This is a genomic window from Streptococcus pseudopneumoniae, assembly GCF_001073085.1.
Classification (GTDB): domain Bacteria; phylum Bacillota; class Bacilli; order Lactobacillales; family Streptococcaceae; genus Streptococcus; species Streptococcus pseudopneumoniae_M.
The window spans coordinates 145,854-157,969 of sequence record NZ_JVFV01000042.1 but is presented as its reverse complement, the minus strand read 5'-3'; the positions used below and the strand labels follow the sequence as shown (position 1 = coordinate 157,969).

At 42.3% G+C, this 12,116-nt stretch carries 11 protein-coding genes; 9 read left to right on the top strand and 2 right to left on the bottom strand.

The window, feature by feature from the left end; all coding sequences use genetic code 11:
• Positions 1–278: 278 nt before the first annotated feature.
• The 9 genes from pnp to dtd all read left to right on the top strand — a co-directional run bounded on the left by pnp (position 279) and on the right by dtd (position 10,829).
• Positions 279–2,501 carry a polyribonucleotide nucleotidyltransferase gene (gene pnp, locus ADH90_RS09125; RefSeq protein WP_049530974.1) on the top strand — a complete coding sequence of 741 codons (2,223 nt, stop codon included), beginning with the start codon at positions 279–281 and terminating at the stop codon, positions 2,499–2,501.
• A gap of 14 nt (positions 2,502–2,515) precedes the next feature.
• The gene (gene cysE / locus ADH90_RS09120) at positions 2,516–3,133 is read left to right on the top strand and encodes a serine O-acetyltransferase (protein ID WP_000539986.1); all 618 of its coding nucleotides are present in this window, start codon (positions 2,516–2,518) and stop codon (positions 3,131–3,133) included.
• 34 nt (positions 3,134–3,167) lie between these two features.
• Positions 3,168–3,932 carry a nucleoside phosphorylase gene (locus ADH90_RS09115; RefSeq protein WP_049530973.1) on the top strand — a complete coding sequence of 255 codons (765 nt, stop codon included), beginning with the start codon at positions 3,168–3,170 and terminating at the stop codon, positions 3,930–3,932.
• Between the two features lie 223 nt (positions 3,933–4,155).
• On the top strand, positions 4,156–5,499 hold the full coding sequence (cysS, locus tag ADH90_RS09110) for a cysteine--tRNA ligase (RefSeq protein ID WP_049531030.1): 1,344 nt from the start codon (positions 4,156–4,158) through the stop codon (positions 5,497–5,499).
• Positions 5,492–5,878: a Mini-ribonuclease 3 gene (locus tag ADH90_RS09105; protein ID WP_049530972.1), complete on the top strand. Its 387-nt coding sequence runs from the start codon at positions 5,492–5,494 to the stop codon at positions 5,876–5,878. Before cysS ends, ADH90_RS09105 begins: the two co-directional genes overlap by 8 nt.
• 2 nt (positions 5,879–5,880) lie before the next feature.
• Positions 5,881–6,750: a helix-turn-helix domain-containing protein gene (locus tag ADH90_RS09100; protein WP_049530970.1), complete on the top strand. Its 870-nt coding sequence runs from the start codon at positions 5,881–5,883 to the stop codon at positions 6,748–6,750.
• Between the two features lie 113 nt (positions 6,751–6,863).
• A complete protein-coding gene (locus ADH90_RS09095) occupies positions 6,864–7,994 on the top strand; it encodes an ABC transporter ATP-binding protein (protein WP_049530968.1) in 1,131 nt (376 codons plus the stop codon).
• A gap of 144 nt (positions 7,995–8,138) precedes the next feature.
• Positions 8,139–10,355 (top strand): RelA/SpoT family protein, encoded by a 2,217-nt coding sequence (locus ADH90_RS09090; protein ID WP_049530967.1) that lies wholly within the window; start codon positions 8,139–8,141, stop codon positions 10,353–10,355.
• 30 nt (positions 10,356–10,385) lie between these two features.
• Positions 10,386–10,829, top strand: a complete 444-nt coding sequence (gene dtd / locus ADH90_RS09085) for a D-aminoacyl-tRNA deacylase (protein WP_049530966.1) — start codon at positions 10,386–10,388, stop codon at positions 10,827–10,829.
• 43 nt (positions 10,830–10,872) lie between these two features.
• On the opposite strand, the gene ADH90_RS09080 is transcribed toward dtd, so the two are convergent.
• On the bottom strand, positions 10,873–11,523 hold the full coding sequence (locus tag ADH90_RS09080) for a metal-dependent transcriptional regulator (RefSeq protein WP_049530965.1): 651 nt from the start codon (positions 11,521–11,523) through the stop codon (positions 10,873–10,875).
• Between the two features lie 89 nt (positions 11,524–11,612).
• The gene (gene tpx / locus ADH90_RS09075; RefSeq protein WP_049530964.1) at positions 11,613–12,107 is read right to left on the bottom strand and encodes a thiol peroxidase; all 495 of its coding nucleotides are present in this window, start codon (positions 12,105–12,107) and stop codon (positions 11,613–11,615) included.
• Positions 12,108–12,116: the final 9 nt, after the last annotated feature.

Genomic DNA, 12,116 nt, shown 5'->3' with positions numbered 1-12,116 from the left:
CAGCACTTTTTAAGAAAAATATGATAAAATAGACTCTGTACGTACTTGATACAAAGATGAGGGTATTTAAGTTATTAAGGTTGCAAAAACTCAACTCTAAATGTCCAAAATATCATGAGTAATTGAACACGCCTACAACTCTGTGGAAAAAGATAAATCTACCTAGGAGCATTCGCTCCGTCGTTCGATTTCCTATTTTCCTTTGAGTTGCTTAACGGCTTGGTATCTTGATCTTTGTAGGCAAGGCGTATAATATTATCAATCCAAAGGGGATTAAAATGACAAAACAAGTGTTTCAAACGACTTTTGCGGGTCGTGAGTTGATTGTAGAGACTGGCCAGGTTGCTAAGCAAGCAAATGGTGCTGTTGTCGTGCGTTATGGTGAGTCAACTGTCTTGACTGCGGCCGTTATGTCTAAAAAGATGGCAACTGGGGATTTCTTCCCACTCCAAGTCAACTACGAAGAAAAAATGTATGCGGCTGGGAAGTTTCCTGGTGGCTTTATGAAACGTGAAGGACGTCCTTCAACGGATGCGACTTTGACAGCGCGTTTGATCGACCGTCCAATCCGTCCAATGTTTGCGGAAGGTTTCCGTAATGAAGTGCAAGTGATCAATACGGTTCTTTCTTACGATGAAAATGCATCTGCACCAATGGCAGCTATGTTTGGTTCATCATTGGCCTTGTCTATCTCAGATATTCCATTTGACGGACCAATCGCTGGGGTACAAGTGGGTTATGTAGATGGCCAATTCATCATCAACCCAAGTCAAGAACAAGCAGAGCGTTCGCTTCTTGAATTGACAGTAGCTGGTACCAAGCACGCTATCAACATGGTTGAGTCTGGTGCCAAAGAATTGTCAGAAGAAATCATGTTGGAAGCTCTTCTTAAAGGGCATGAAGCAGTCAAAGAATTGATTGCCTTCCAAGAAGAAATCGTTGCGGCAGTTGGTAAAGAAAAAGCAGAAGTAGAATTGCTTCATGTAGATGCTGAATTGCAAGCTGAAATCATCGCAGCCTACAACAGTGACCTTCAAAAAGCTGTTCAAGTTGAAGAAAAATTGGCGCGTGAAGCTGCGACTCAAGCAGTAAAAGATCAAGTAACAGCAGTTTACGAAGAAAAATATGCAGACCACGAAGAATTTGACCGTATCATGCGTGATGTGGCTGAAATCTTGGAACAAATGGAACATGCTGAAGTGCGCCGTTTGATCACTGAAGACAAGGTTCGTCCTGACGGCCGTAAGGTTGATGAAATCCGTCCTTTGGATGCGGTTGTTGATTTCCTTCCTCGCGTACACGGTTCAGGTCTCTTCACTCGTGGACAAACGCAAGCTCTTTCTATCTTGACTTTGGCGCCAATGGGTGAAACGCAAATCATCGATGGTTTGGATCCAGAGTACAAGAAACGCTTTATGCACCACTATAACTTCCCACAATACTCTGTAGGTGAAACTGGTCGTTACGGTGCACCTGGTCGTCGTGAAATTGGTCACGGTGCTCTCGGTGAACGTGCCCTTGCTCAAGTATTGCCAAGCTTGGAAGAATTCCCATATGCGATTCGTCTAGTAGCAGAAGTATTGGAATCAAACGGTTCTTCTTCTCAAGCCTCTATTTGTGCGGGAACACTTGCCCTTATGGCTGGTGGTGTGCCAATCAAGGCGCCAGTAGCTGGTATTGCTATGGGTCTTATCTCAGATGGAAACAACTATACAGTATTGACAGATATCCAAGGTTTGGAAGACCACTTTGGAGACATGGACTTCAAGGTTGCAGGTACTCGTGATGGGATTACAGCCCTTCAAATGGATATCAAGATTCAAGGGATTACTGCAGAAATCTTGACAGAAGCTCTTGCTCAAGCCAAGAAAGCTCGTTTTGAAATCCTTGACGTCATCGAAGCTACCATTCCAGAAGTTCGTCCAGAATTGGCTCCAACTGCTCCGAAAATTGATACCATCAAGATTGATGTGGACAAGATTAAGATTGTCATCGGTAAAGGTGGAGAAACGATTGATAAGATTATCGCTGAAACAGGAGTTAAGATTGATATCGACGAAGAAGGTAACGTGTCTATCTACTCTAGCGACCAAGCTGCCATTAACCGTACCAAAGAAATCATTGCTGGTTTGGTTCGTGAAGCTAAAGTGGACGAAGTCTACCATGCCAAAGTTGTTCGTATCGAGAAATTTGGTGCCTTTGTCAACCTCTTTGACAAGACAGATGCCCTTGTACACATCTCTGAAATGGCTTGGACACGTACCAATAATGTAGAAGATTTAGTTCAAATTGGTGATTTTGTAGATGTGAAGGTTCTTAAGATCGATGAAAAAGGTCGTGTAGATGCTTCTATGAAGGCACTCTTGCCACGTCCGCCAAAACCTGAACGTTCAGAAGAAAAAGGGGATAAAGGTCATCGTCATGGCGATCGTCCTCGTCACCACCACAAGGACCACAAACCTAAGAAAGAAACTACAGAAGCACCAAAAGACTCAGAATAAGAAAGGAGAAATGTATGGGATGGTGGCGTGAAACCATTGATATCGTAAAAGAAAATGATCCAGCGGCTCGCACCACTTTAGAGGTTTTATTGACCTATCCTGGTGTCAAAGCCTTGGCTGCCCACCGTCTCTCCCATTTTCTCTGGAAGCACGGTTTCAAGCTTTTAGCTCGCATGCACAGCCAGTTTTGGCGTTTTTGGACTCAGATTGAGATTCACCCCGGAGCTCAGATAGAATCAGGTGTCTTTATTGACCATGGGGCAGGTTTGGTCATTGGGGAAACGGCCATCGTTGAAAAGGGAGTACTCCTCTATCATGGGGTAACCCTTGGTGGGACTGGGAAGGATTGTGGCAAACGCCATCCAACCATTCGTAAAGGTGTTCTCATCTCTGCTCATGCCCAAGTCATTGGACCTGTTGAAATAGGTGAAAATGCCAAGGTCGGTGCTGCAGCGGTAGTTGTGGCAGATGTACCTAGTGATGTAACAGTCGTCGGTATTCCAGCCAAGATTGTCCGCGTTCATGGGCAAAAAGATGAGCTTACTATTCATGAAGTTGAAGTAAAACGGGAATACTACGTCAATAAGCTTGAGCAGGCGAGAGATGTCAGTCATAGATCGTCAGGTTTGTAATGAGAAGTGACTCTTTAATTAGGAGGTTAGGTCGATGCTATTAGAAGAATTTGAAAATGTACCTGCTGTTATAGAGCCAACTGATCGAAGCCTCCGTAGTGGTGGAGAAATCTGTGATACCATTATCTTGTCTTTTAATGGAGAGATCCTTGAACGAGTAAAGCAGATAGATGGTGTCTACGAAGGTGGCTATCTTACCAATCTAAATGGTAAACTGCCATGGTATATCTATGAAAAAGATGGGAGTAAGGTAGCAGTTGCTATGGCTCTTATTGGAGCTCCAATGGTTGTTGGACTTTTAGAAGAACTCAAAGCAAGAGGATTTAAGAACTTTATCGTTTTAGGATCTTGCGGAGTTCTAGACCAGTCTATTGAAGCAGATAAGATTATCCTACCAAGCTCGGCTTTACGTGATGAAGGTACTAGTTATCACTATGCTCCAGCAAGTGATGAAATAGTCTATGAGCAATCTCTACTCTTAACTATGGAAAAAGCCTTGGATAAAGCCGGCATTGAGCATATTCGAACAAAGTCTTGGACCACAGATGCCTTCTATCGTGAGACAGCTGCTAAGGTCAAACGAAGACTAGCAGCAGGAGCTAGAGTTGTAGATATGGAAGCTTCAGCTATCATGGCCTGGGCCCAATATCGACTAGCCAATGTCTATCAGTTTTTCTACACAGCTGACTATGTCGACCATCAAAATCACGAATGGGATGCAAGACGAGAGTATAGAAAAGCGGATGCTATGACTTTCTTTGAGATAGCCCTAGTTATTGCTCAAGAGTTAGTTGACTAGTCTTTACGATAAATTCGAAACAAGAAAGGAAGGGAGCCTAACGGAAAACATAGCAATAAAACTTCCGTAGTGACTCCCTTCATCTTTTTACTGTATTCTTCTTTTATGTTTAGAAAGGAGCAAGGAAATCCGATTTGTGACAGGCAATCGGACTAAAATTTAGTTGAACAGTTAGTTATGAAAATATCTGTTTATGAATTTTAGCTTTCCTGACTATTATTTTATGATTAAAATCTATGACACCATGTCTCGTGATTTGCGAGAATTTGTCCCGATTGAGGACGGCAAGGTTAAGATGTATGTCTGTGGGCCAACGGTTTATAATTATATCCACGTGGGGAATGCCCGTTCGACGGTGGCTTTTGATACTATTCGTCGCTACTTTGAGTACCGTGGTTATGAGGTTGCCTACATTTCCAACTTTACCGATGTAGATGACAAGATTATCAACCGAGCCAAGGAAGAAGGCATCACACCTCAAGAAGTAGCGGACAAGTACATTGCTGCCTTTCGTGAGGACGTGACGGCTTTAGGTGTTAAGCCTGCAACTCGTCATCCTCGTGTAGTCGAGTTTATGGATGATATTATTCGTTTTGTTGTTGATTTGATTGAAAAGGGCTATGCTTATGAGAGTCAAGGAGATGTCTATTTCCGTGTGGAAAAATCTCATAACTATGCTAAGTTGGCCAATAAAACCCTAGAAGACTTGGAACTAGGTGCTTCAGGTCGTACAGATGAGGAAACAGCTCGCAAGGAAAATCCTGTAGACTTTGCTCTTTGGAAATCTGCTAAACCAGGTGAGATTTCTTGGGACAGTCCTTGGGGACCTGGACGTCCAGGCTGGCATATCGAATGTTCGGTCATGTCAACGGAGATTTTGGGTGATACCATCGATATTCACGGTGGTGGAGCTGACCTTGAGTTTCCTCACCATACCAACGAAATTGCCCAGTCTGAAGCTAAAACAGGCAAGACCTTTGCCAACTACTGGATGCACAATGGTTTTGTCAATATCGACAATGTCAAGATGTCTAAGTCTTTGGGTAACTTCATTACGGTACACGATGCCCTTGAAACGATCGACGGCCAAGTATTGCGTTTCTTCTTTGCGACTCAGCACTACCGTAAGCCTATCAATTTTACGGAAAAAGCAGTGCGTGATGCGGAGACAAATCTCAAGTATTTGAAGAACACCTATGAACAACCATTTACTGGAACTGTAGATGAGGGGGAGTTGCAAGCATTTAAAGACAAGTTTGTGGCTGCCATGGATGAAGATTTCAATACAGCTAACGGAATCACCGTTGTCTTTGAAATGGCCAAGTGGATCAACTCAGGAAACTATGATGCGGCTGTCAAGGAAACTCTTGCAGCTATGTTAGAAGTCTTTGGAGTGGTCTTTGTTGAGGAAGTTTTGGATGAAGAGATTGAAGCCTTGATCCAAAAACGTCAAGAAGCACGTGCCAATAAAGACTTTGCAACAGCTGACCAAATCCGTGACCAACTAGCTGCACAAGGGATTAAATTGCTTGATACCAAGGATGGAGTGAGGTGGACACGTGATTGATGTCAATCTCATTAACGGGATTGCTCTAGCTTTTGAAGGAGATGCAGTTTATTCTATGTATATTCGTCGTCATCTCATTCTTAAAGGCATGACCAAGCCCAATAAACTCCACCAAGAAGCGACCAAGTATGTATCGGCCAAGGCTCAGGCACACTTGATTTCCCTTATGCTGGAAGAAGAAGTCCTAACGGAAAAAGAAGAAGAAATTTATAAACGGGGCCGTAACACCAATAGCCATACCAAGGCAAAGAACGCAGATGTGGTGACCTATCGTATGTCTACGGGTTTTGAAGCGGTCATGGGCTATCTTCATATGACAGGAAATGTGGAGCGCCTTGAAACCTTGATTTCTTGGTGCATCCAAAAAGTGGAGGGCTAGAGATGATTGCAAAAGAACTACTAGATTGGTTTCCTGATGGTAAAATCTTAGATCAGCCAGTTGATAAAGAGGGTTATCTAAGTCTACCTCTGTCAAATTATCAGTGGCTTTTGCTTGAGGAAGCTAGTCTTAGCGAGCGTGAAAAACAGCTGGTAGCTCTCTTAACCAAACAGGAGCAAACCATTTCCCTCAATCCTTGGTATACTTATCTGATCGAAGGTAAGGGACAGGCACCGCAAAACTTTAAAAAGTTGCAGCTTGTTTATTGCCACCTTTCCTATTTCCAACAGGAGAATTTGACGTCTTGGTTAGAGATGATGGGAACCCTCTTTCCAAATTGTCAAACAGTGCTTCAGGTGGGAGCGCAGGATTACATTTTTGTTCTCCAACAGGACAAATACACCTCTGTTCGTTCTATCTTGATGGATACCTTGGAAGCAGTAGAATATGACTTTGGAGTACGTTTATCCATCATGCTAGGTCAGGTCTGGTCACAGACAGGGCATCAGGCTCTGTCAGATCTCATCAAAGCAGAACGTGACTTGTTCAAAAACTGGTGGCGACAAGGGCATCAAGGTTTCCATACTTTTTCTCAACTCTATCTGTGGAGTATGGGTGAAAGAATTGTGGATCTTCGAGTGATCAAGGAATATCTGCATCGGATGATTGTGGACCAGGATCAGATTCAGGAAATCATCCTTTCACTGTGGGAAAACAGTGCAGTCCTGACAAAAACAGCTCAACAACTGTATCTGCATCGCAATTCTCTCCAGTACAAGATTGATAAATGGGAAGAATTGACCGGTCTTCAGTTGAAAGAATTGACTGACCTCACCTTGTGTTATCAGTTGATTTTACCAGATATAATCTAAAGTTTTGTGCAAGTTGCACAGAACTTTTTTATTTTTTTGGTCACCTTGCCATAGAAAAGTAAAACGTTTTCATCTATAATAAAACTATCAAATGACAAAAGGAGTTCTCCACAATGGTAGAATTAAATCTTAAAAATATTTACAAAAAATATCCAAACAGCGAACACTATTCAGTTGAAGATTTCAACTTGAACATCAAAGACAAAGAGTTTATCGTTTTCGTAGGACCTTCAGGATGTGGTAAATCAACTACTCTTCGTATGATTGCTGGTCTTGAAGACATCACTGAAGGTACTGCATCTATCGATGGCGTTGTTGTCAATGACGTAGCTCCAAAAGACCGTGACATCGCCATGGTATTCCAAAACTACGCTCTTTACCCACACATGACTGTATACGATAACATGGCCTTCGGTTTGAAATTGCGTAAATACAGTAAAGAAGACATTGACAAACGTGTACAAGAAGCAGCAGAAATTCTTGGTTTGAAAGAATTCTTGGAACGCAAACCTGCTGACCTTTCTGGTGGTCAACGTCAACGTGTTGCCATGGGTCGTGCAATCGTCCGTGATGCCAAAGTATTCTTGATGGACGAACCTTTGTCAAACTTGGATGCTAAACTTCGTGTATCAATGCGTGCTGAAATCGCTAAAATCCACCGTCGTATCGGAGCTACAACTATCTACGTAACTCACGACCAAACAGAAGCGATGACACTTGCAGACCGTATCGTTATCATGTCAGCAACTAAGAACCCTGCTGGTACAGGTACTATCGGACGTGTTGAACAAATCGGTACTCCTCAAGAAGTTTACAAAAACCCAGTTAACAAATTCGTAGCAGGATTTATCGGAAGTCCAGCTATGAACTTTATCAACGTTAAATTGAACGGTGACCACATCGTTGGTGACGGCTTTAACTTGAAAGTTCCAGAAGGTGCTTTGAAAGTTCTTCGTGAAAAAGGTTACGATGGTAAAGAATTGATCTTCGGTATCCGTCCAGAAGATGTGAATGCAGAACCTGCTTTCCTTGAAACATTCCCAGAATCAGTTGTGAAAGCAACGATCTCTGTATCAGAATTGCTAGGTTCAGAATCTCACCTATATTGCCAAGTTGGTAAAGATGAATTCGTTGCAAAAGTTGACGCTCGTGACTACTTACAAGCTGGTGCAACAGTTGAACTTGGATTTGACTTGAACAAAGCACACTTCTTCGATGTAGAAACTGAAAAAACAGTTTACTAAGATAGTTTTAAATCAATGAGCACTACTAGATTTTTTCTGGTAGTGTTTTTTTATTAAGTTTAGCAAACTCTTACAGAAGAGGCTTTTCTAGTTTTCATATCCTCAAAAAAGTGTTAAAATGGTAGGAAGAATTGGAGAGTATGCATGCCCAAAGAAGTAATTTATTCAGGCGATGAAGTCGTCGCTTTAACGCAAAAATATTTATCGAAAGAAGATGTGGCTTTTGTACACAAGGCCTTGGTTTACGCTGTAGAATGCCATAGTGGTCAATATCGTAAATCAGGTGAGCCCTACATTATTCATCCCATTCAGGTAGCTGGAATTTTGGCTAAACTCAAGCTAGATGCTGTTACAGTTGCCTGTGGTTTTTTGCATGACGTGGTAGAAGACACAGAAGCTACCTTGGATGACTTAGAGCGTGAGTTTGGCCATGATGTTCGAGTGATTGTGGACGGTGTTACCAAACTTGGTAAGGTTGAGTACAAGTCTATCGAAGAACAGCTGGCTGAAAACCACTGCAAGATGCTTATGGCCATGTCAGAGGATATCCGTGTTATCTTGGTCAAACTTTCTGACCGTCTGCACAATATGCGCACCCTCAAACATCTTCGTAAGGACAAGCAGGAGCGTATTTCGAGAGAAACCATGGAAATCTATGCGCCACTTGCTCACCGTTTGGGGATTTCAAGTGTTAAGTGGGAACTAGAAGACCTCTCTTTCCGCTATCTGAATCCAACTGAATTTTACAAGATTAGTCACATGATGAAGGAAAAACGTCAAGAACGCGAAGCCTTGGTCGATGAAGTTGTGACGAAACTTGAGGAATACTCTTCTGAGCGCCACCTTACAGGGAAAATCTATGGACGTCCAAAGCATATCTACTCTATTTATCGCAAGATGCAGGACAAGAAAAAACGCTTTGAGGAGATCTATGACCTAATTGCCATTCGCTGTATCCTAGACACTCAGAGTGATGTCTATGCGATGCTAGGTTACGTTCATGAGCTTTGGAAACCAATGCCAGGTCGTTTCAAGGACTATATTGCCAACCGTAAGGCCAATGGTTACCAGTCTATCCATACGACTGTTTACGGACCAAAAGGACCGATTGAGTTCCAGATTCGTACCAAGGAAATGCATGAGGTTGCTGAGTACGGTGTTGCGGCTCACTGGGCCTACAAAAAAGGAATGAAAGGTCAAGTTAATAGCAGGGAATCTGCCATTGGGATGAACTGGATCAAGGAGATGATGGAGCTCCAAGACCAGGCGGATGATGCCAAGGAATTTGTAGATACGGTCAAAGAAAACTATCTGGCAGAAGAGATTTATGTCTTTACTCCAGACGGAGCGGTTCGTTCTCTTCCAAAGGATTCGGGGCCGATTGACTTTGCCTATGAGATTCATACCAAGATTGGGGAAAAAGCAACTGGTGCCAAGGTCAATGGCCGTATGGTTCCATTGACGACCAAGCTGAAAACAGGGGACCAGGTTGAAATCATCACCAATCCAAATTCATTTGGACCAAGCCGTGACTGGCTCAATATGGTTAAGACCAGCAAGGCCCGTAACAAAATTCGTCAGTTCTTTAAAAACCAGGATAAAGAATTGTCCATCAATAAAGGTCGTGAATTGCTGATTAGTCAGCTCCAAGAAAACGGCTATGTGGCTAATAAATTTATGGATAAACGTCACATGGATGAAGTCCTTCAAAAAACTAGTTACAAAACAGAAGAAGCCCTTTTTGCAGCCATTGGTTTTGGAGAAATCGGAGCCATCACTGTCTTTAACCGTTTGACGGAGAAGGAACGTCGTGAAGAAGAGCGTGCCAAGGCCAAGGCAGAGGCTGAAGAATTGGTTAAGGGTGGCGAAGTCAAGGTGGAGAACAAGGACACGCTTAAGGTTAAGCATGAGGGTGGAGTAGTCATTCAAGGTGCTTCTGGGCTCTTGATCCGGATTGCCAAATGTTGTAACCCTGTTCCAGGTGATGATATCGTCGGCTATATTACCAAAGGACGCGGAGTAGCCATCCACCGTGTAGACTGTATGAACCTTCGTTCACAGGAAAACTATGAGCAACGTCTACTAGATGTTGAATGGGAAGACCAATTCTCAAGCAAGGAATATATGGCTCACATCGATATCTACGGACTCAACCGTTCTGGTCTATTGAATGATATCTTGCAAGTCTTATCAAATACGACTAAGAATATCTCAACAGTTAATGCCCAACCAACCAAGGATATGAAATTTGCTAATATCCATGTTTCCTTTGGAATTTCAAACCTTTCAATGCTGACCACTGTAGTTGATAAGATTAAGAGTGTACCAGAAGTTTACTCAGTCAAACGTACCAATGGTTAAGTTTGTTTGATATAATCAGAAAGGATTGCTATGAGAATTATCGTTCAGCGTGTCAAGAAAGCTCAAGTCTCTATTGAAGGTCAAGTATATGGGAAAATCCAGCAGGGGCTCTTACTCTTAGTGGGTGTTGGACCTGAGGATCAAAAAGAAGATATGGATTATGCAGTCAGAAAGCTTGTCAATATGCGGATTTTCTCAGATGCTGAAGGCAAGATGAACCTTTCTGTTAAAGATATCCAAGGAGAAATCCTCTCCATCTCTCAGTTTACTTTGTTTGCTGATACCAAAAAAGGCAATCGTCCAGCCTTTACAGGCGCCGCTAAACCGGATATGGCGGAAGCTTTCTATCAAGAATTTAACCAAGAACTAGCCAAGGAAGTTCCTGTTGAGACAGGAGTCTTTGGAGCAGATATGCAGGTAGAACTGGTCAATGATGGCCCAGTAACCATCATCCTTGACACCAAAAATAGATAAGAAAAACCAAGCTCGCGGGCTTGGTTTTTTGCTGATAGAGATTTTAGTTCATTTTTTCAACATAGAGTTGCTTAGCAATTTCGAAGCTGACTTGAAGTTCTTCATGGTTGTGAATCAAAGTAAAGGTATTAGAAAAGTCTTCAAACTGTTGAACTTGGAGTATGTCTCCAATATTGATAGCGTGTTTTTCCAGATATTTGAGGAGATCAAAGCTATCGTGAACTCGAGTCAGGAGATAGGTTCCAGCTTCTTTAGTTTCTGAAAGTGGTAAGTTGTTGATTTCAACCAAAAGCTCTCCTTTAGCAGGAATTGTACCACCGTGAGGGCAAGTTTTTGGGAAACCTAGCATACTTTCTAATCTCTCTACAAAAAAGTCTGAAACAGTATGTTCTAATACTTCAGCTTCTTCATGAATTTGGTCACTGGTATAGTCTAGATGGTGGACCAGGAAAACCTCAATCAGACGATGTTTACGATAAAGCTCTGATACAAGTGTTAGACCAATATCGGTTAGCAAGTATCCTTTTTTCTTGTCTTTTAAGATGAGATTTTCAGACTGCATGCGCTTGATCATTTCGGTTACAGCTGGAGGAGATACCTGCATTCGAGCAGCAATTTCCTTATTGGTAATCTTAGGAACATCCATGCCAATCTCATAAATACATTTTAAGTAGTCTTCTTTATTTGGTGTCATTCGCATTTCCTTGTTTATGTTCTCCATCTAGTATACCAAAAAAAGCTAGATTTCTCTAGCTTTCTGCCTTGTCACAAGTGGGCTTTCTTTTAGTCAAGTGACTTTGCTGCTTCAATGGCTGCTTCAAAGTTTGGCTCAGAATTGATATTGTCCACATACTCAACATAACGGATAATATTGTTAGCATCAAGGACAAAGACCGCGCGAGCAAGTAAGTGCCACTCATTGATTAAGAGGGCGTAATCTTGTCCAAAAGAGTGGTCGAAGTAGTCTGATAGCATGATGGCATTTTCAATTCCCTCTGCACCACACCAGCGCTTTTGAGCAAATGGAAGATCCATTGATACTGTTAGGACTACAGTGTTGTCTAAACTGGCTAGCTCTTGGTTAAAGCGACGAGTCTGAAGTGAACAGATACCAGTATCAATAGAAGGAATGACACTCAAAATCTTTATCTTACCTTCAAAGTCAGCTAGTGTTTTTTTTGAGAGATCAGTCGTAGTGAGAGAAAAGTCAAGTGCCTTGTCTCCAACTTGTAGTTGTTTTCCAGTAAAAGTCACAGGGTTTCCAAGGAATGTAGTCATAAGCTACTC